Origin of the sequence: Gorillibacterium massiliense, assembly GCF_000455485.1 — a bacterium.
In the GTDB taxonomy this organism is placed as follows: Bacteria; Bacillota; Bacilli; order Paenibacillales; family NBRC-103111; genus Gorillibacterium; species Gorillibacterium massiliense.
This window is the reverse complement of the sequence record NZ_CBQR020000128.1, coordinates 13,998-36,000: the sequence shown is the minus strand read 5'-3', so window position 1 is coordinate 36,000 and position 22,003 is coordinate 13,998. Positions and strand designations below refer to the sequence as shown.

Genomic DNA, 22,003 nt, shown 5'->3' with positions numbered 1-22,003 from the left:
AAACTAACGAATCCCCTGACGTTGAATTTGTATACGTATGTGGGTAATAATCCATTAATATACTCGGACCCAACCGGCCATTCTTGGACTGTGGATTTAGCTTTACCGCTCACTGCGGAGGATAAACAAGCAATTGATTCAGCATCAACTCTATACGCCAATGCAACAACTGATGCTGTAAGAGCGCTGGCGCATCAAAGAGCGATGGATGTAAGGAATAAATATATATCTGATAAGAATTTAAAGGATGCTATCAGAATATTGCAACGTGATGGTACTATAAATTCTAATCTTGATTTCACTTCAGGAATTTGTTCAGGTCTAAGTTCAATTGAGTTAATTTATGCACTTGCTGGAACATTAATTAGTTCTAATTACGATAACTATATTAGTGTATTTAGTTTTGGTAATTCAACTGATGAAGGTTTAGAGCAATTCTATGGTGAAATAGTTTGTTTTACCGGAGATACACTGATATCTACAAAAGATGGCGATAAAGAAATTAAAGATATCAAAGTTGGGGATGAAGTATACTCCGAAAATGTAGCTACAGGAGAAAAAGGTTTAAAACGTGTTAAAGAAGTATTTTTAAATGAAACCTCCGAAATTACCCATATTAAAATAGGCGATGAGGAAATCAATGCAACACCTACACATCCATTCTGGGTAAATGATAAAGGGTGGGTAAAAGCTGGGGACTTGAAAAAAGGAGATAAGGTCGTCCTATTTTCAGGTGAGCAAGTAATTATTTCTTCGGTTGATTTGGAAAAACTGCAACAACCAGTAAAGACGTATAACTTTGAAGTGGAGGATTGGCATACTTATTTTGTTTCTAGTGAACATGTCCTAGTTCATAATAAATGTGGAAGTAATCCGTTAGGTCAAACAGGGTCTTATGTAATAACTTTTCAAAGTGGGATGCAGTATGTTGGAAAAGGAAGTTATATGAGGTCTAAGACATCAGCTAATAGGGTGTCGTTAGCAAATAACGATCCTGTTGTAGATGTTGAATGGGAGTGGGCAGCAAGTGGTAGGGCAGCATTTAAAGCCGAGTACCTTAAGATGATAGCTCGTGGTTTAGGTACCGTATCTTCAAGTATCTATAATTTAATCCAAAGTCCTGGACAAAAATATTATGAAGAAGATGGAGACGAATATTAAGAACCTTATTATAATTGCATGAAAGGCTAACTTTTATGGAGTGGCAGGCATGATTCTATTACAACGTTCGCGACTGATCTTGTCTGCCAAGTCTCCATGAACTCAATAAGTAAAAAGGTTCTACTCAGATTAAGATTTTTAGAAATTTTTGGGGAGGAATAATCAATGGATTTTGGTTATTCGATGAAAGATGGATTTATGTTTATCCTAAATCAACAGTATGACACCCTTGTAATTAATGAAGAAAAATTATCAGAATGTATTGAATATGTAAACCGAAATAATATTAATAAAATAATGATTAATGATTATCTGTACAAGGAAAATAACTTGAACTTTTTGACAGAGTGCCCTCATATACAAGATATTGGTATCTATAATGCCGCTAATTTAAAGGATTTCACTGTTTTATATGAATTACCGCAGTTAGAGAGTCTTTCGATTTCAGAAAACAAGGTTAATGTTGACTTATCAGCGATTAATAATCTAAAAACCCTTTCGCTAACTTGGAATTCAAAGATTATTAATCTTAATCAGTGTAGGAATCTAGAAAGGCTTTGGTTAACGAATTATAGAAGTGAGATGGGTAATCTTGAAGAACTTTCCAACTTGCACAATTTAGAAACTTTACGAATTGTTCAATCACAAATAACGTCTCTTAAAGGCTTTGGTAATTTGAAGAAACTCTATAAACTTGAACTCGGTTATCTCCGAAATTTGATATACTTGGACGAATTACCTGTTAATCTAACTACACTAGAGTTTGAATCGTGTAAAAAAATTAAAAATTATGATTATATATCTAAATTGGAATATCTGGAGTTTTTAAAGCTGTTTAAATGTGGAGAAATTGATTCTCTATCTTTTATTAAAAGATTAAATGCATTGAAAAAAATCAGTTTTGTTGATACTAATATTCTAGACGGTGATTTATCTCCATGTGTTGGCATGGATTATGTAGGGTTTAACAATAAAAAACATTACTCGCACAAATTCGAGGAATTAAATTTATCAGTTCACTAATCAATGCTCCATCCAGTTTGCGAGTTAAGTTTATTCATATTCATAGCGCAAATAATCGTTACTACTTAGGTGTTTGTGTAATACTTCCAAAATTAGGGTATTGAATGATACCTTAAAGTATGGAAGGCGGCCGCACTTATGGAGATCAATTTTAGTGATGAACAACTGAGGGAAATCGTTAACGGCGACCGCGAGCAGATATATGTCACGTTAAAGATGCTGACGGACAGTATCGTTAAGCTACAACAAGAAGTGAAGGAACTGCGGCGTCAACTCGGACAGAACTCGATCACAAGCAGTAAACCACCTTCCTCGGACGGTTACCGCAAACCTTTGAGACAATCGGGTGGTAAAAAAGGAGCACCAAAGGGTCACAAAGGCAGCACGCTACAATTATCCGCCACACCCGACCATATCGTAGACCATTTTCCTTCTCACTGCGAGAAATGTCAGACGACTCTCGTTGGCATGAAGGGGGTTCAGTACGAGAAACGCCAAGAGTTTGACATCCATGCACCAAAAGTCGTGGTGACCGAGCATCGTCTCCATCACAACGTTTGTCATGCTGTCATCATATGCAGCGTGTAACGGCACCGGCTGGCATTGAGGCCCCCACCCAATACGGGACGGGGTTCGCCGCATGGACAGTATATTTAAATGTCTATCAACTCTTGCCGCTTGAGCGGATTGGTCAGTTATTCGAAGATCTGTGCGGGTACCGCCCCTTCGACAAAACACTGCTTTCCTACCTAGAATCCGCGTCGAGCAAGCTGGAACCTATCGAACATGTTATTCGCGAACGACTGAAGGAAAGTGCGGTGATCCATTGCGACGAAACGGGACTGCGTATCCAAGGAACGACCAACTGGATGCACGTTGCCTCCAACGTCTCTTACACATTGCTTACTTTACATACCAGCCGTGGATCGCAAGGCATGAAAGCTAGCGATATTCTTGCAGACTACGGAGGCGTGGTCGTTCATGACAGCTACGCCGCATATTTTCGAGATGAGTTTAAATTTGAGCGGCAACTGTGCTGCGCGCATCTGCTGCGAGAGCTTCAAGCCATCTCGGAGTACGACAAGCATCGATGGTCGGGCCGCATGAACAACTTTTGCAGATTTGCTGGAAGATTGCTTGTACGTGCCGTGAACGAGGAGAGCCCATTCCAGGGGCATTGCTCAAACGGCTGGAGTCGCAATACGACTCCATTCTGGTCCGGGGTGAGGCCGAATGGCAGAATGACCCGGTTCGCGAGAAGACAGGGCCAAGGGGCCGAAAGATGAAGAGTAAAGCCGGCAATCTCGGCCATCGCTTGCAAGAATACAAGACCGCTATCCTCAACTTTCTCTTCGATCCGCGAGTCCCCTTCGACAACAATCAGGCTGAGCGTGATGTGCGTATGGTGAAGGTCAAGCAAAAGATCTCCGGTTACTTCCGAACATGGGACGGGGCGGTTTACTTTGCGCGCATTCGTAGCGTCATTTCCACGTTGATTAAGTGATCACTCTATCCTTGCCTCGCTATGCTCTATGTTTCGGGGAGAGTTTCAAATGACGTAAGTAGTAACAAATAATCCAGCTATTTAGTAACAATAGGATATGTATAAAATTCCATCTTTGTGGCGATACTTTTGTTATCCACGGTATTTGGGCGGTGAAAAGATGGAATATTAGTCTACGAAATTGTTAACCTCGCATCTCAAATTTTCTAAAGGACAGTGACTGACACAGTCTTCTGCTTTATTACAGCTTCATCAGGAACCGGAAAAACCACTTTTATGAAGAGATATTGCCACGAGCATGAGTCAGCGGTTTATATCAAATTGCCTTTTATTATTTTGAAGTCTCCAAAATCGATTTTGCTTGCAATTCTCAACTCTCTCGATGTACCAGTTGTTGCAAGATATCAATCTGAAGGGCAATTAATAGAAATACTTATAGCTATGCTTCATAACAAGCAAAGCTCTCATCTTATGATAGCGACATTCAAGAGATTGAATATTGTGGACACAGGTTGGAGTTGTTTGATTTACTAAAGTTCCTATCAAAAGAAGTTAACGTGAAATTTGTTTTTGCTGGTACATATATTCCGGAACTTTTGGCGAGCCTCCAAGTGTGGTGCGACATTCATCAAGTAATATAAATATATTTTGATCTACATCAGACTCGATCATTTATTGATCGGGTCTTTTTTTTGCCTTGTATCTGATTTGCTCAAAATGAAGATGCCAAACACTACGGACAATGATGCTTTTACAACGTTTTGCCTCATTTGAATAATGTTGTATATTTATGCATTACAAAATAGTGGGATTTCTCACAAATTGTGACTAAATCGCTTTACAGGTATCGGTGAGGCGACCGAGATTCTCATAAATTATGAAAATATCCCTTAATCTATAAGGGATCTTGCTTGTGAATTTCTCACTAATTTTGACGCCACACATGATGATTCCTTCACCAGAAAACAAAGTTGTCATCAGCCTGAACCCTTAATGGTTCAGGCTTTTTGCTATTTCAAGGGCATCATTCCCATGCCGGTATAGCTATAACTTTAGGATTGAGATGTCTGAAGCAAATACGCATAATGGCTTGCGGATGGACTCCGAATCATGGGAAAATAAGGAGAAAACTTATCGCCCCGCCACGAAGTCGGTCTGCGTTTCAATCCGTGCTATTCTCTATTGTTTATGGGGAATCACGGCTTGGTAGATGGCGGTCTGGATGAGGGAGAACCGGTAAACCCATTTTCGATAACGGGAGGAGTCTTCTATGTCTACCCATGAGAAAGGCCATACGGTTTGGTATATCCCGGACGGATACATTCCACCGAATAGCACCGGCTCATTGAAAAGCCACGAATCCATCTGCGTGTTGAATCCTCACGATCGCGACGCATCCATTATGGTGACGGTATACTTCGAGGACCGCCCTCCCTTGGAAAAGATGGCAGACTCCGTTCCGGCAAAGCGAACGAAGCACATTCGTACCGCTCACCTGCAGAAGGACGGCGAAACGATTCCAACAGGAGTTCCATATGCCATGGAAGTGGAGAGTGACGTGCCGGTGATTGTTCAGTACAGCCGGCTTGATTCGACGCAACCGGCCAATGCGCTGATGACCACCCTCGGTTTTCCGATTAAATAACATAGGGCTTCTTGCAGGCAGATTTAGCCGCAAGAAGCCCTTTTTCATGATGAAATCAGATCAGTACCCGCTGGATTTACTCTTGCCGGTAAAAGCCCCATACGATTGATAAACGCGCGATTTCAGACGAATTGAATAAGGTTTTAAAAACGAAGCGGTATTTAACGCTTCGTTTTTCTTGTAAGATTCTGATCATTCCGCCGGATAATGGTTTTTCCATAACGAAAATTCGGTTTCTTTGTTATGCGCTTTTATATGGATAGGGACAGTAGAATATTCAATATATATGTCATATTTAGACGAAAAACGCGTTTAAAATATATCAAACACAAAGTGTTTGTTATGGTTATTGACAAGATGAATGTTAAATGTGATGATACGATATATGTAAACGGTTGCATAAACCTACACTTCTTAAGATTTACTAACCGTTTAGTATATCAATAAGACGAGGGAGATGCTACCGTGAAAAGCAAAAAAACGATTTTCAAATGGCGAAGTGCAAAAACGTTATGTCTATTACTGACAGCAGTGCTTATGCTTCAAATTGTATTTGTGAATAAACCGGCTCCCGTATTGGCGAGTGAGACAATCTCCGACCTAGCGGGCGGGGGGAGTGGGGCGAGCGGGACTACACCCGACCTTGTGTATGCCTGGGGCTTTGAGCAGAACATCGCCATAAAAGAAGGCGTCGCTACAGCCAAGCGCGTGGAAACCGCGCCGGTCGGCGGTTACGCTTTTGAAATTTCAGCGATTTCTGGGAGTTCTCTCGGATTAGACATCAAAAGCGGCTGGCCTACAGATGTCAGTAAATATGGCTATTTGATGTTTGACATGATGGCGGACAACGCGGATTTGCTGAAAAATATCAGCGAGTTATATCCACGGCTCTACACAAAAACGAATGACGGCAGCTTTCTCCAGCTCAACGGAAACTCGGAAGCCGGCAAAATCCAGGGCGCGAGCGCTAATAACTGGGTAACGGTTGTCGTTCCGCTGACTTCCATACATGAAGGCGGGAACAACCACGACCTTTCGCAACTGACCGGCATACGTCTCCGGTTCATCAATGGAACGGCCGATGTAAGCGGAATGATGTATATCCGCGATGTACGCTTCAGCAACGACCCCAATTCCCCCTCTCCCGTATATGAACCGACAGTAGATGCAAGGGTATGGAAGGATTTCTTCAACGGCGGCGGTATGGAAAATGCTACCGTGGATGGAGAAGCTGTGACAAAGATTAAGTGGCACGATGATTTCGGAACGAATAAATACCTGTATTTTAACGACCTTAATCAGGATTTGTCAGCTTATGCCAATAAATTCTTTGTTTTCGATATGAAGGTAACCGACAAGTCATTTTTGGAGCAAATCAAAAACGATAGAAATGGCGACTTTGTCGTGATGTCCTTAACTGCCGGCAGCACACCCAATGATTTTGACGATGGTGCGCGTTTATTGGTTAGCACAAGTGAAATCAAAACAAAGTCTGTTGGCGAATGGATTACGGTTTCAACGCAAATCGCGTGGAATAACGCACATAACTATGATTACCGTTATTCTCCCGCAGATTTGAAGGACGCAAAAAGATTAAGGATGAATCTTACATTCGACAAGGCTCCGACGGGCGATGTATACATAAAAAACCCGCGTTTCCAGGATAACCCTTACTCACCCATACCTGGACCGGGCGCAACTGTGGATGCTCCCACTGCGATCGCAAAATCAGCCAACAGCATTACGGTGTCTTCAGCTGCTCCGGGTAACGGGCAAAACGTACAATACGCGAAAAGCGAAACCAATACAGCCCCGGCAAACGGCTGGCAGGACAGCGGAACATTTGACGGTTTGAAACAAGATACCGATTACTACTTCTTTGCCCGCGCCAAGCAGAAGGCGGGATACAATACCGGCGCGGCTTCCACCGGCACGCTCATCCGCACGGATGCAAAAACAGTGACTCCGGCGGAAGAAGTAGCGGAAGCGGTAAGCGATTTGACATGGGACAAAATCAAAGGCGCAAACATCGATAAAGATAATGTGAAAACAAACCTTAACCTTCCGGTAAAGGGATTGTATGATACGGATATTTCATGGATCACAGATCATTCTGCGATTACCAACACAGGAGTAGTAACCCGTTCAGGCGATACCGATGCGACCGTAAAACTTACGGCGACGGTGAGCAAGGGCGGCGAAACGAGTACGGTAGAATTTGATTTGACCGTTATTCATTTTGATGCTACCGGACTTAACGTAACGAAAGCGCTCACACCCGTGTATCCTACAAAAGATTACGTGATATCCAATTTTGTTGTTACCGATTATGGGGCAAAAGCCGAAAGAGGCTTTGACAACAGAGAGGCTTTTCAAGCTGCCATTGATGCGGCGTATAACGCTGGCGGCGGCGTAGTCTATATCCCGGCAGGCCATTATGAATTCCGCTCAACGGCCACCGGTACGAAGTCAGTTAAGACAAAGACCGGTACAACAACGGAATCCTATGAACGTGTGCTGGATGTCAAAAGAGGCGTGCAGCTCCGCGGAGATTGGGCAGACCCGGAAAAAAATGACGGCAAGGTTCTCGGCACGATTCTTGAGGTTTATGCCGGTAAAAACTCGCCAAATTATGACAGATATGTGGATAGTGAATGGATAGATCCGCAGGCAGGTAACGCAGTCCGCACTACCAAGGACAGTGTAGCCGACAGGTTTATCGATATGGATGCGTGCACAGGCGTAACCAACCTGTCCATTTGGTATCCGGAGCAGGTAATTAATAATGGCGAAGCGGTTAAATACCCCTGGACGTTATTCCATAGGGGAGGGGACAGCGCAACAGTAGAAAACGTCACTCTTGTAAACTCTTATAACGGCTTTTATTCCGCGCCAAGTGAACTGCATTATGTAATGAACAGCTACATAACGGCGCTCAGTACAGGAATTGAAATCCATGTATGCACCGACATAGGACGTATCGAGAATGTTAAAATAGACCCTAAATATTGGGCAAATTCCGGACTTGCCGGCGCACCTTCGCTTGCAGAAGTGACTGCGTATACGAGAGAGCACGGCACCGGATTTCAGATGCACCGCTCCGACTGGGAATACGTATCCGATTTGTATATTTCCGGTTACAACAAAGGGATGTGGGTAGGCAGAGAATATGGCTTTGCTGATAGTCCGAATGCACAATTCTACAGATTGCATATCGAAAACAGCGGGACTGCTTTAGATGTTGAAGACGTCAACTCGTACGGATTACTTATATCGGATTCCGTATTCGCAGCCAGCGGGGATGGCACACGTGCCGCATATTTCCATAGTGATTTCAACAAATCCGTACAATTCAACAGCGTAGATTTCAAAGGTCCCATTGTCAGCGACGGCAAAGACGGCGTCATATCATTTGAGAACTGTACGTTCGATGATTATGGCGATTACGCTCTCAAGCTCAATAGCGGCAATGTGCTGCTCACCCAAAGCCAATTTATGAAATCTGCAGGTCACGCCTATCTTGGCGCAAACGTAAATACGTTCAAGTCACTTAATTCGGGATTCGGGGATACGATTAGCACACGCAGCCTGAAGGTGACCGACGAGAGCAATGGCGCGGCAAAGGTTCAAATAGACAATGGCACAAAGTATCAATTTGAGCCTATGCCAAAAAATATATCCACCGATATAGCCAAACAGCCCAAAGCAGGCAGCGAATGGGTGGTCAGGTTTACTACCGACGGAGCCATAAAAGGCAATGTGTTAGGCAGCACCACCGATCCGACAGTTGACGTTAGCGCAGACCTGCAAACCGTGCTCAACTATATGAAAGAAACGTATGGCGGTGGCACGGTATATTTATCGTCAGGCAAATATCTTATCGATCATCCCATTGTTGTTCCTTCGGGGGTTGAGCTCAGAGGCTCATGGGACGTTCAGCACCATACGCTGGGCGGCGGAACCGCGATATTTACAACGTATGAAGGCACTGGCGACGGAAACGGTGCTTCGCTTATACAGCTTGAGGCAAACGCCGGTCTCAGAGGACTTAACATTGTACAGAAAAATTTAGTCATCAAAGGTAGCGGCGCCGGCATGGAGGTCAGAAAAACTCCGTTCCTGATACAGGGAAAAGGCCGTGACGTATATATTATTGATGTTACCGTACCGCTCGGTGATAAAGGAATCGACCTTGCTTCATACGATACCAGCGGTCACTACGTAGAATACTTCGCCGGTTCGCTCGCAAGAGCGGGAGTTTGGGTAGGTGGCGGAGCGGAAGGCGGATATATCAGAAATATGCAGTTCAATCCGCATTACGGCGTCAGAAGCGAGGGGCTTATGGGATACCCGGCAGCGCAGCTCGACGCATTCCAGAGAAGCAACTACAGCGCGCTCAAATTCGGCGATGTGAAAAACGAGACGATTTTCAACAATTTCGTTTTTGGCTCGAAAAACGGCATCCATTTTTTGAAAGATGAAATAACCGGCAAGAATCCCGAAGAAATCGTAGTAATCGGTCACGGAACAGACGGAAGTACGTTCGGTCTGTTTGTGGAAGACGCAAGCCCGTCGACTAAGATAACATTAATCAACTCCGAGCTGGTTACTACGCAGAATAGCGATAATCCTCAGCCGAATAGGTCCTATGTTTTAATGGGAGATAGCGTAAATACTGCAAAAGTTGACCCGAAGGCCGTACTGACTTTGTATAACAGTGCATTCTGGGGCAATGTTTCTGAGGGCGTTGTGGTTAATAACGGCAATGTACGTCTGCAGCAGACAAACTTCTCTAATCCCGGAGATCCCAGCATACGCGTCAAAGGCGGCAGCGCTTATGTGTACACCTCCTATTTCCAGACGAATAACGTCACAAATCATGCGTATTTAAATGATACAGGTAAAGGAGTGGAGCTCAGCAACAACTATTACGCCCGTACCGGCGGCTTGAATTATGTTGACGAGCTAGGCGGCTATGTGTACGGCTCCGACATAAAAACGCCGATGATACTAAGACTTCTCAGTGGAACCGGACCGGATAAAAAGTTAGCGTTGATAGCTGTGGCAAGAGATACAGTGATGAGCGGAACGCTTAAAATGACTTCTCCCGCAGAATACGCGGCTGATTTTACCCCGGTAAGATTCAACTCACTCAAATTCGGCGAAAATATTAGTTTGGACCTGCCTTATTACGGAAGCAGCGCCCCGTTCGTTTTCGAAGTTACGCTAGACAGCGGAGAAAAGATTGAACTATCTACAAGGGTAGACGCGTCTTTTGCAGACCGTTATGATGGCAAGACCGGTCTTGAATATGGAAGCACCCCATTTGCGATTGCGAATTCTGAGCGTCAGATTGGACAAGGAAAGGAGGAGTGGAACGGTCCGGACGATTTGAGTATGACCGGCAATTTCAAGTGGGACGAAAAGAACTTGTATTTGTATCTCGTCGTTAAAGATGATATACACTACCTTGTCGGCGGCTCTGGAGATATCTGGCAGGGGGACGGAATACAGGTAGCCGTCAATACGGATAAGAGTGCTTCTGATGGCGGCCAAACCTACACGAGCGAATTGGGATTTGCCCTCGACAATGACAAAGCAACCGTTCATACGTGGTGCTGGGCAGCTCCAACAGGCCGAACCACCGGAGCGTTTAAGCCGGATGGACTGGTATCTAAAATAAAGCGCGACGATACAGCAAAAACGACTACCTATGACCTTGCGATTCCGTGGTCATCCCTCACCTCACAGGATAGACCGGCAAATTTTGATAGGATGGGTATGACAATTTTGGTTAATGATTCCGACGGATCAAAGACTGCCAGACTTGCTATGGAATACGGAATTGGCCTTAATATTAAGAATTATCCCAAAGTTGCGGACCTGTATCTGCTAAAAGAACCCTATGCCAACCTTGTGATAGAAGCCGCAAAGGCTGCCGTTGCAAAAGCTCAGCAAACGAAGAAAACCTATGATATCGACATGGCTCTTAACAGTATTGCGCTTATAAAAGACGATGCTGTCAAGACTAATTTGAGCAATGCATTGCTTGGCACAGGACATGTAACACCTCCGAACGGCGGTGGCGGCGGTGCAACTTCCACGCCTACACCCGACGGTTCGACTGAAGCAACCGTCAAAGGCACAACAGACGCATCCGGCAAAACCACAGGTTCTGTGAGCGAAAAGGTTATGGACGACCTTGTGGAAGCCGCGAAAAAGTCTGGTGCCGACATGGTGACGATCAAACTGGAATCGACAGCGCAAACGGTTTCCGCAAACCTGACCGTTCCAGCGGCGGCACTCTCCAACATTGCTAAAAATACCAATACCAAACTAAGGATTGTCACCGGAGTTGCCACCGTAACATTTGACGCCGCTGCGATAGATTCCATCAGCAGGGCCGCGGGTTTAAATGACGTCAACCTTTCGATTACCAAGGTGGATGCCTCCACGCTATCCGCTGAGGCACAGATGAAGGTAGGCAACCGCCCGGTATATGATTTCACGGTGACGGCAGGCGGCAGCGCGATTTCCAGCTTCAACGGCGGTTCCGCCTCCATCAGCATCCCGTACACTCTTGGGGCCGATGAGGATCCCAACGCCGTGGTCGCGTACTACCTTGACAGCACCGGCAAGGTTCAGACTGTGCGCAGCTTTTATAACAGCGGGACAAAATCATTGGATTTTACCGTGTCCCATTTCTCAAAGTACGCTGTGGGATACAATAAGATCAGCTTCAATGACGTAAAATCCTCTGCATGGTACTATGCGCCGATAACGTTCATCGCCGCCCGGGGCATCACGGCCGACATAGCGGCAGGATCGTTCAACCCGAACGCGGAGGTCACACGCGGAGAATTCATTGTGATGCTGATGCGGGCCTATGGAATCCAACCCGACAGCAGCTTCGGCAGCAATTTTGCCGATGCGGGCAATACCTATTACACGAACTATCTCGCAAAGGCGAAGGAACTGGGGATTGCTGCTGGCGTCGGCAACAATAAGTTTGCTCCGGAGGGGAAAATCACCCGTCAGGATATGTTCACGCTGCTTTACCACGCACTGGATAAACTGGGCGAACTGCCAAAGGCGAAAAACAGCAACACACTTTCCAGCTTCCACGACGGAGCATCCGTCTCTGATTATGCCAGAAACGCAATGCTAGCCCTTGTGCAGGGTGGCATTGTCTCCGGCGAGGACGGCGGAAAGCTCAGCCCACAGGGTAAGTCTACCCGTGCGCAGGTGGCGGCGGTTCTCTACAATCTGCTGTCCAGGTAAAACCCAGGAAAAGCAAAAAAATCTTGATTCACATTAACCGGGCAGGGCACACGATTTCGGCCTTGGCAGAGTCGTCCATCTGATGAACGGGTATCAGCTATCCTGCTTAGCCGTACTTGGGTTTCACCAACTGATCAAGAAAGCGAGTGCTTATGAAGTTATGAATTGAATAAAAAGCATGCAGAACATCTGCATGCTTTTTGCATTTTCTATGTTTTAAGGCGCTAACATTGCCCTATTTCTTCGTTAAAGTAACTGCTTTGAAAATATGTAATTTTGTTTAATTAAGGAAATGAAGTCTCTAGCTTGTTCTGAAAGGCGGTCGTTCTTCCTAGTACAGATCGCGATTGTATTCTTAAGATCGACATCGGAAACATAGACTCTTGCTACTACCCCGTGTTGTACATATTTGTGTACAGCTAGAGCGGAAACGAAGTTTGCTCCGTAACCAGCCATTACGGCATGGATGGTCTCACTAAGTCCATTGAATTGAAGAGAAATAACCGGTGGCTGTACATTATAAGCCTTACATAAGGAAATTAGGCGGTCTCGTGTGGAACTGCCCTCTTCTCTTAAAATAAATGGTTCTTTCATCATTTCGGCTAGACAGACATTTTTATTTGCTAGTCGATGATTTGGAGGAACGATAAACCATAGTTCGTCTTTAAACAACTCATCCCAGTCGATTGAAGGGTGATTCTCGGCTAGACCGCCATATATCGCAAGATCGGCTTGGTAATGAAGCAACTGGTCGAATGCTCCTTTGGAGTTCGATGTATTAATTACAATTTCAACTTGCTCATTAATTTGTTTATATTTTGCTACCCACTCAGGTAATAACAAGTTTGCAGGCAGATACGTTGCTACAATTTTGAGACGTTCAGAATTACTTTTTTGGTAATTTGCGATAACTTCTTCAATTTCAGATTCTAAATAGAATAGACGTTCTGCTTGGCGCGCGAGTAATTCTCCTAAATCGGTTAGTTCAATTCCTTTTCCTTTTGTTGAATGAATCAGTTTTACATTGCCCAACTCTTTTTCTAAGTTCTTAATTTGTGCCGTAACAGCTGGTTGGCTAATACAGAGTTCTTCCGAGGCTCTAGTTACACTTAGCCGTTTAGCAACAATGTTAAAGATGCGAAGAGCGTGTATATTCATAAAAGTTCCTCCACAACTCTAGAATAGAGTAAAAAAAATTGGAAGTCTATACCTTGGAAGACTAGATTCTTACTTCATATTGAGTTAGTCAGATATAAATAAGGTAAACTGTTCAACACATAATTTTTTATATATAAGGCAAAAACATTAATTTGATTTATAACAACGCTTGGACTAAACTTTCATTAAAATATGGAAGTGGAAGAGGGCGACTGGAAATGAGAAAGACGAAAATTGTTTGTACGATTGGACCGGCTTGTGAGTCTCCAGAGATGGTGGATAGATTAATTACGGCGGGTATGAATGTTGCTCGGTTAAATTTTGCCCATGGTGATTATGAAGAGCACGGGAACAGAATAAGAACGATTAAAGCACAGTCCCAAAAACTTAATCGCCCAGTGGCTACTCTTTTAGATGTAAAAGGCCCGGAAATTCGTTTAGGCAAGTTAAAGGAAAGTTCGTATAACCTGGTTGAGAACGATTCAATTATTTTAACAACTGAAGAAATAGTTGGTGACAACAATCGTGTTTCTGTAACCTATAAAGATCTTCCTAAGGACGTAACAATCGGTTCGATTATTATGGTGGATGATGGACTAATTGAGTTAAATGTTTTGAAAATAGAAAACGAAGATGTACATTGTGTTGTAAAAAATAATGGAGTTTTAAAGTCTAGGAAAAGCGTAAATCTACCTGGAATGCGTGTGAATTTACCTGGCGTAACTAAGCGGGATATTGAGCATATTTTATTCGGTATCAAAATGGGTGTGGATTTTATTGCTGCATCGTTTGTAAGAAAACCAGAGGATGTCCTACAGATAAGAGAAATTTTATCACAGAATGACGCAAACCAAATTCGAATTATTTCCAAAATCGAGAATCAAGAGGGTATAGATAATATTGATTCGATAATCGAGGTTACTGATGGAATAATGGTTGCCAGAGGGGATCTTGGTGTTGAAATATCCGTTGAGAATGTTCCACAAATTCAAAAAATGATTATCAACAAATGTAACTCCGTTGGAAAACCAGTTATCACAGCTACACATATGTTGGAATCGATGCAGATAAACCCTAGACCAACAAGAGCGGAAGCGACAGATGTGGCAAATGCCATTTTTGATGGTACCGATGCAGTAATGCTATCTGGAGAGACCGCTGTAGGAAAGTATCCAGTTGAATCCGTAGAAACCATGTCGAGAATAGCCGAAAGTGCCGAGCATTCAAAAGAATATCAACGTCAAATTTCTAGAGATACTACTCCGCTTTCTATTACAGAGACAATTAGCCAATCTGTGAGCTCAATTGCAAATGAAATTCAAGCAAAGGCCATTATAACACCAACAGTAACTGGCTTTGCTGCTCGAATGGTAGGCAAGTATCGGCCACAACAACCTATTATTGCTGTGACTTCAACCCATTCAACTGCTGCCAATCTTACTTTGTGCCGTGGGGTTTTTCCGTTAGTTGCAGCAGTAGAAACAGAAAATGAGTTGATGAATGTTGGCTTACAATATTGTCTCGATAATCAGATCGTAGGGAATGGAGATTATTTGGTTGTAACAGCCGGCCTACCACTTGGTCAATCTGGTTCCACGAATATGATAAAAGTGTATAATGTACCCCTTTCATTATAGTAGAATCGGTCACCCAAGCTTTATTCGTTGCCTCCGCAAACCGAATTCCTTATCACGGTCACCTCGAATGTGGATATTTTGATTCCTACTCTCGGTTCTCCGTGTCTACTTTTTAGTCTATCCGTATAAGGCTTGATTGAACGTATGACAGGAGGACCAATATGACAAGCAATGTGGTATGGGAAAACATGTACATTGATAAGCTTGCTCGCCAAAAAAGGAATGGTCATAAGAGTGGAGTCCTATGGTTTACCGGTTTGTCGGGTTCTGGTAAGGCAACATTGGTAAAAGAGTTGGACAAAAGATTATTCCAAAAGGGGGTTAAAACATTCACGCTGGATGGTGATAATTTAAGATCCGGACTAAATAATGACCTGGGTTTTTCCCAAAAAGATAGACAGATTGAAACGTTAAGAACTGGCGAGGTTTCTAAGTTATTTGTCGAAGCGGGGGTAGTTGCTCTTACTGCATTGATATCCCCCTATCGAAGTGACCGCGAAAAAGTTCGTTCGATGTTTGCCGAAAATGAGTTTATAGAGGTACACGTGAAATGCCCGTTGGAGATTTGTGAAAAAAGAGATCCAAAAGGTCTTTATAAGAAAGCAATTATTGGGGAGTTTTTAAATTTTACGGGTCTAAATAGCACTTATGAGCCGCCACTTAACCCGGAGTTAACGATTGAGACAAATCGCTTAAGCGTGGAGGAGTCAGTAAAGAGAATTATGGATTATTTGGTTTTCCACGGTTTTTATAAAGAAGAGTGAGTGTTAGGTACATTGCGAAAACACTCAGAAACTATGAAAAAATCATACCTATTAATCGGCGAAACAAGATTGATCAGAAACGGAGTACCGAAAAATAATAATCATCAAAATCAAAAACGGATGCTCAGTCCTTGAAGACTGCGCAGCCGTTTTTATATTTATCGATGGGAAACTTGTCATGATATGAAGTCTATCGATCTATAAGGCTGCCAACTTATCAGGTCCATGCTACCCACTTCTCTGGAAGAATGTGACCGCGTTCATAATTCATTTATATTTTTATAGTATACTTTGGTTACAAATATTTCCGACTAGGTCGATGGAGGATGCTCATGAACTCTACCAAAAAGATACTTATCGTAGAAGATGAGCAAGATATTTCTCGTATATTGATGCAATACTTGACGAATGCCGGCTACGAGATTGCTTACACCGGCAATGGAGCTGGATGTTTGCAACTAATGGCAACGTGGCATCCGGATTACATTATTCTTGATCTCATGCTCCCGGATATGGACGGCATCGAGCTATGCCGACAAATCCGGGAGTGTGCTGATACACCGATTCTGATCTTAAGCGCGAGAGGAAGCGACACGGACAAGGTAATGGGTCTCGGATTCGGCGCGGACGACTATATGACGAAGCCGTTCTCGCTTAGCGAGCTTACGGCGCGCATCGGTGCGCACTTTCGCAGATACGACAGCATGGCGAACCAACCCTCTGCTCGGAATAATAAGGATTTCCTGCAATTCGGTTATCTTACGATCGATAAAAAGGCTTATCGCGTATGCCTGAACGGGCAAGAGATCAGTTTATCCGCCAAGGAGTTTGAGCTTCTTTATTATTTGGCCGCTAACCGGAATCAGGTATTCACGAAGAGCCAATTGCTCGATGCGGTGTGGGGCTACGAATCGGTCGGCGATGATAATACCGTGACGGTATACGTTCGTCGTATTCGTGAGAAAATCGAGGTGGACCCATCCAAGCCTTCGTTAGTGAAGACCGTATGGGGAGTCGGCTACAAATTCAGTGTAACTTAATAAGCTTCGGCTTCGGGGAGTGTTCCTGTGATTTTAAATCGCTTGGCAATCCGATGGCTTCTTACCGCTTTATTGTGCCTGGCGTTAATTGTTGGCAGCGGTACCTACATACTTTTCACGAGTAAGGATAACCATCAATCAGCGAACAATTCCAGATGGGTGATTAATCAAGTTCGGTTGCATGTGAGTGAAGTAATGTTTTATCTGGATCAGCATGCAACCCGAACGCTCCTTGCTGACGATCCGAACGCCAATTCTAGATTAGTCCAATTATGCCGGCAAAATGGGCTGCAAATGCGGCTTGTCCGACTAGACGGCACGGTTGTGTTCGATTCCTCATCATCGTCTCCGATCGTCAATCCCGCTATCGATCTTAAATATGATTTACACTACGATTTGCACGAAGCTAGAGACGAGCATGATCAATTCTCGATAGCGTTCCCAGTCGTTAGTGAATCCATCGGCCAGCAGGTCGGAAACGCCATATTTTCGGTCCCGGCTAGTGAGGCATTCGCGTCACCTAACCGCACAGCCCCGCTTGTTGCTTACCTAACGATGCTCGGTTCGGTTTTGATGCTAATCGTACTCCTTGTATGGGCGGTCATTCAATTCAGGCGGCGTATTCTCCTCCCCGTAGGACAATTGAAGCTTCACGCGGAAGCGATTGTGAGAGGACGTTTCGAGGAGAAGATCAACCTTGGCGGCAGACCGGACGAGATCGTGCTTTTTGCAGCGTCTTTTGATCTCATGCGTGCAGAAATATTGCATTTGAACCATCAACGAAAGATGCAATCGCAAGAGAGCAAGGAGCTTATCTCGAACATTTCCCATGATATTAAGACGCCGCTCACGATCGTAAAAGCTTATATCGACGCTATTCGGGAAGGGGCTTGCGCAGACGAGGAGACGATCATGGATTATCTCGGGGTCATGCAAGTTAATACGGACAAGATAGTCAGGCTGGTGGATGATCTCCTCATTCACGCTTTGAGGGAATCGGGCCGAATTTCGATTGAGTTACGTGAGCAGTACAGCGGTGAAGTCTTATCTTCCATTATAGAGCCCCTCGCTCATGTCGTTCGAACCAACGGCATGGAATTTATCGGGCCATCATTCATTCCGAATGTCCTCATTTCAGTAGATACCGTTCGACTTGAGCAGGTATTCTCTAATCTGATCACCAATGCGCTCAAGCATACGACTATCGGCGATACGATCCGAATTAGCTTCGACCATACGCCGGAAAATCTGACGATTGTAATTACCGACACGGGGCAAGGCATCTCACCGCATGACATGCCTTTCATTTTCGACCGGTACTTTAAAGGAAAACCCTCCGAATCTCATTCCGCTTCCCGGGCAGAAGGGACGGGTCTTGGCTTATCGATATGTAAAACGATCATCGAAGCGCATGGCGGTTCCATATCATTCAAAAGTGCGAAAGGTGAAGGAACCACATTCTATCTGACTCTTCCGCTAAGCTAATCCTTCTGTAAGATTTTATTTATAACTTGATAAGCTCTCGTCAATAAAGAAGCCTTACCATAGATTGCAAGACATGAATGGGGAGGCAAGTAAGCGATGGACAAGAAAGTCATCATGCACGCATTGAACTTATGCAAAACCTATACCACCGGCACCGAGCAGTATCATGCCATTCGCAACATCGACTTGGATATTTACGAAGGGGATTTCACTGTCATTATGGGAAGTTCGGGTTCCGGCAAGTCGACGCTGCTGTACTTGCTCAGCGGTCTTGACCAAGCGACGGCGGGTGAAGTTTACTTCCAAGATCAACGCATCGACGGCTTTAAGGAGCGTGAGTTGGCCCATTTCCGGACCCGAAACATCGGGTACATTTATCAGAGCATCAATCTGGTACCCGATCTGTCTTTGTTGGACAATATTGCATTGCCCGGCTATATCGCAGGCAAGAACAAAGCAAGCGTCAAGCAGAAGGCATTGGCGCTCATGACCAAGATGGAGATAGACGGGCAAGCCGGTCGTCTCCCATCCCAAACCTCTGGCGGACAGCAGCAACGTGCGGCGATCGCTCGGGCGCTCATTAATTCGCCTGACATTCTGTTTGCCGACGAACCGACTGGCAGCCTCAACTACGAGCATGGCGAATCTGTGCTTAATATTTTGACCAGCCTGAACCGCCAAGGCCAATCGATCGTGATGGTCACGCACGATATAAAAGCGGCTTGTCGGGCGGACCGTCTCATTTTGATTCGCGACGGAAAAGTAAGCCGAATGATGGATTTCGATAAATTCGAGGAGGGCAGCAGCATCGAAGATCGGGAGAAGATGATATTCGCCTTCGTGACCGAGAAGGAGAGTGCCTAATGAACGCAGTCTGGACGCTCTGCCTATCGTATTTGAAGAAGCGGAAAGTACAGAACGGGTTCATCGTACTGCTCATTCTACTGGCAACCTTGATGATAACAACTGCAACGACCGTCATAGCCAACACGGGCAATCTGTTCGCCAATCTGCATGAACGGGTGAACGGTTCCCATCAATTGTTGACAATGGAGAAGGATCTCCATGATCCGCAAGCCGTTCACGATTGGTGGGCATCTCAGAAAGGGGTCAAAACCTCCAAGCTGCTGGAATATCGGACGTTGTCCGGGATCATCTATAAGGGCAAGGAGATTCCGAATCTTTATTTCAACATGATGGATACTCCAGCGATGCCGTTAGGCGTAGACGAGCTCACATTTGCCTCCGACAACGGTGATCCCCGGACATTGCCTTCTCCCGGGACTGTATGGGTCCCTACTTCCTTGGCTTATTCTCATCACATTCAAGTGGGGGACACCATCGTAATGAAGCAAGTGGATGTTCCGCTGAAGCTTCGCGTGTCTGCGATCGTCATTGATCTCCCTTATGGCGGACCCTTTTCGAACACGGCAAGAATATGGATGAATCCAACTGACTATGAGCATGAGCTTCGAACGATGCCAGGGAATGAGTCCTATATGGTGGGAATCCGCTATGATGACTACAGCCAACGCACCCAATACTGGGAGCGATTCGAACGCTTCCTTGGTAAGCCTTATCTGGAGTCGAAGATGGATTACGAAGAGATAACCGCCTTCTATTTTATTATGAACAAATTAATCGGCTTCGTTATGATTTTCCTTGGCACCGCGATGATGCTGGTAGCGCTGCTGACGATCGGATTCACTATCTCTGACGCGATTCTAGCGAATTACTCAACGTTGGGGGTGCTAAGAGCGATGGGGATGCGGTCTAACAGCATGGTGCTCGTCTATGTCCTGCAATACGCCATTTTAGCTGTTATCGCCATCATTCCCGGTGCGTTGATCAGCGGTATTTTCTCCCGTGTCCTAATAGGGCTGACCATGTCGTCTTTGAGAACGGAGAGCACCGGAATTCGAGTGAGTGACGGCGGGAGCGCCGTATTGATGGGCTGCCTGGTACTGGCGGCTGTTATCGGGTGCGTTCTCATCTACGGTGGCAAGGCGCGACGCGTGGTACCCATGCAGGCAATCCGGTACGGCATGTCCGAGGCGGACCATAGCAAGAAGGCTCGCAGACTAAGCGCATCGAACTCCCCTTCCTGGGGTTTTGGCAGACTTCCCGTCTCCCTCGTTATTGGGATGCGAAGTATTTTGCGTAATCGGAAAAGCTCTCTGCTTATGCTCATCATGGCTATCTTGACATCCGCTGTTCTTGTGTTCGGCTATGTCATCACAAACAGCGTGGCATCCATTCAGAAGACGGCGGGACAATGGGGCTATGATTCTTCCGATGTTGTTGCGACCGTATTCAATCCGTCGGGCTTCAATCGCGAAGTATTCGATCGGGTGCTGAGGTCCGACGATCGGATCCAATCCGGCGCGTGGGCTCATAGTCAATCCGGTATAGTGGAAGGCGAATCCGGTTCGGACTCTTCCGGAATTGTGATCAATAAGCTCGAGGGTAACTATGATGAATTCGGATATTTTACATTATCCGGCCGAAATCCACTTAATAAAAACGAGCTTGCCATCGGGGTTAACGTGGCGCGCAAGTTCAACAAGGATGTGGGCGACACGATCGTTGTCTATATTCAGGGAGAGCGAAGTCGACTTCTAGTTACCGGCATTTATCAGGCCATTGCAAACATGTCCAACTCGGCCCGATTAGTGGCCGATACTACAGAGCCTGCATCGAACGAATTATCGGTAACCGATGGAAGCTCTCTAGACTGCTTTATAAGGTTGAAGGATAGTTCGCAGGCCGAAGCTGTCGCTAGCGAACTCAATGCCAGGTTCAAGGACGCTGTAACCGTCGTCTCGCAGCAGACGCTCCTCCATTCGGTATATAACGAGGGGGCGCTCATCTTGCTCATTCCCATGAGCGTTATCGGACTTCTTTTCCTGCTTGTTGCCTTCATCATCATCTACAGCTCGTACCGCATTCATACCCGCAATGAGAGTAAGACATACGGCATTTACAAATCGATCGGAATGTCCTCCAGCCGAATTCGGTTATCTCTCACGATCGGTACCGCGGTTTTAAGCATGATCGGCGCCATCGCGGGCATATTCGTCGGGATCTACGCGTTACCTATCGTACTTGAGCAGGTATTGTCCACGTACGGAATCGTACAACTGCCGCTTGTCCTGAACGGGGGCGTTAGCGCGGGTATGGCGTCCTTCAGTATCGTGAGCGCATCTTTCGGAGCATGGGCGTCATCCAAAGCGATCAAGCGCACGAATGCAAGAGTATTAGTTGTGGATTAAGAAGGACGATGGTTTTAGATTATTAAAAAATTG

General features: G+C 45.1%; 15 protein-coding genes. 14 read left to right on the top strand and 1 reads right to left on the bottom strand.

The window, feature by feature from the left end:
• Positions 1-90 precede the first annotated feature (90 nt).
• The 8 genes from TJ79_RS16890 (at position 91) to TJ79_RS26795 (ending at position 12,614) form a co-directional block, all read left to right on the top strand.
• On the top strand, positions 91-1,161 hold the full coding sequence (locus TJ79_RS16890; protein ID WP_202903335.1) for a polymorphic toxin-type HINT domain-containing protein: 1,071 nt from the start codon (positions 91-93) through the stop codon (positions 1,159-1,161).
• A 165-nt stretch (positions 1,162-1,326) separates the two neighbouring features.
• On the top strand, positions 1,327-2,184 hold the full coding sequence (locus tag TJ79_RS16885; RefSeq protein WP_040951519.1) for a leucine-rich repeat domain-containing protein: 858 nt from the start codon (positions 1,327-1,329) through the stop codon (positions 2,182-2,184).
• A 138-nt stretch (positions 2,185-2,322) separates the two neighbouring features.
• Positions 2,323-2,772, top strand: coding sequence for a DUF6444 domain-containing protein (locus tag TJ79_RS26085; RefSeq protein ID WP_052339688.1), 450 nt, complete (start codon positions 2,323-2,325; stop codon positions 2,770-2,772).
• Positions 2,760-3,470 carry an IS66 family transposase gene (locus TJ79_RS16880; RefSeq protein ID WP_052339687.1) on the top strand — a complete coding sequence of 237 codons (711 nt, stop codon included), beginning with the start codon at positions 2,760-2,762 and terminating at the stop codon, positions 3,468-3,470. The genes TJ79_RS26085 and TJ79_RS16880 overlap by 13 nt, the downstream gene beginning before the upstream one ends.
• Positions 3,362-3,688 (top strand): IS66 family transposase, encoded by a 327-nt coding sequence (locus TJ79_RS28455; RefSeq protein WP_272944752.1) that lies wholly within the window; start codon positions 3,362-3,364, stop codon positions 3,686-3,688. The genes TJ79_RS16880 and TJ79_RS28455 overlap by 109 nt, the downstream gene beginning before the upstream one ends.
• A 216-nt stretch (positions 3,689-3,904) precedes the next feature.
• Entirely contained in the window at positions 3,905-4,222 is a 318-nt protein-coding gene (locus TJ79_RS28685) for an ATP-binding protein (protein WP_155987930.1), read from the top strand.
• A 736-nt stretch (positions 4,223-4,958) separates the two neighbouring features.
• Positions 4,959-5,333, top strand: coding sequence for a sensory rhodopsin transducer (locus TJ79_RS16875; RefSeq protein ID WP_040951518.1), 375 nt, complete (start codon positions 4,959-4,961; stop codon positions 5,331-5,333).
• A 465-nt stretch (positions 5,334-5,798) separates the two neighbouring features.
• The gene (locus tag TJ79_RS26795) at positions 5,799-12,614 is read left to right on the top strand and encodes an S-layer homology domain-containing protein (RefSeq protein ID WP_081756953.1); all 6,816 of its coding nucleotides are present in this window, start codon (positions 5,799-5,801) and stop codon (positions 12,612-12,614) included.
• 246 nt (positions 12,615-12,860) lie between these two features.
• Here TJ79_RS26795 and TJ79_RS16865 read toward each other — a convergent pair whose 3' ends face one another.
• Complete coding sequence (locus tag TJ79_RS16865; RefSeq protein WP_040951517.1) at positions 12,861-13,772, bottom strand: LysR family transcriptional regulator; 912 nt, start codon at positions 13,770-13,772, stop codon at positions 12,861-12,863.
• Between the two features lie 218 nt (positions 13,773-13,990).
• On the opposite strand from TJ79_RS16865, the gene pyk reads away from it, so the two are divergent.
• From pyk to TJ79_RS16835, 6 genes are all read left to right on the top strand, one after another.
• On the top strand, positions 13,991-15,409 hold the full coding sequence (gene pyk, locus TJ79_RS16860) for a pyruvate kinase (protein WP_040951516.1): 1,419 nt from the start codon (positions 13,991-13,993) through the stop codon (positions 15,407-15,409).
• A 161-nt stretch (positions 15,410-15,570) separates the two neighbouring features.
• On the top strand, positions 15,571-16,173 hold the full coding sequence (gene cysC / locus TJ79_RS16855; RefSeq protein ID WP_040951515.1) for an adenylyl-sulfate kinase: 603 nt from the start codon (positions 15,571-15,573) through the stop codon (positions 16,171-16,173).
• A gap of 332 nt (positions 16,174-16,505) precedes the next feature.
• Positions 16,506-17,213, top strand: coding sequence for a response regulator transcription factor (locus TJ79_RS16850; RefSeq protein WP_040951514.1), 708 nt, complete (start codon positions 16,506-16,508; stop codon positions 17,211-17,213).
• 183 nt (positions 17,214-17,396) lie between these two features.
• On the top strand, positions 17,397-18,698 hold the full coding sequence (locus TJ79_RS16845; protein WP_155987929.1) for a sensor histidine kinase: 1,302 nt from the start codon (positions 17,397-17,399) through the stop codon (positions 18,696-18,698).
• A 96-nt stretch (positions 18,699-18,794) separates the two neighbouring features.
• Entirely contained in the window at positions 18,795-19,562 is a 768-nt protein-coding gene (locus tag TJ79_RS16840) for an ABC transporter ATP-binding protein (protein ID WP_040951513.1), read from the top strand.
• Positions 19,562-21,970 (top strand): ABC transporter permease, encoded by a 2,409-nt coding sequence (locus tag TJ79_RS16835; protein WP_040951512.1) that lies wholly within the window; start codon positions 19,562-19,564, stop codon positions 21,968-21,970. The genes TJ79_RS16840 and TJ79_RS16835 overlap by 1 nt, the downstream gene beginning before the upstream one ends.
• Positions 21,971-22,003 lie beyond the last annotated feature (33 nt).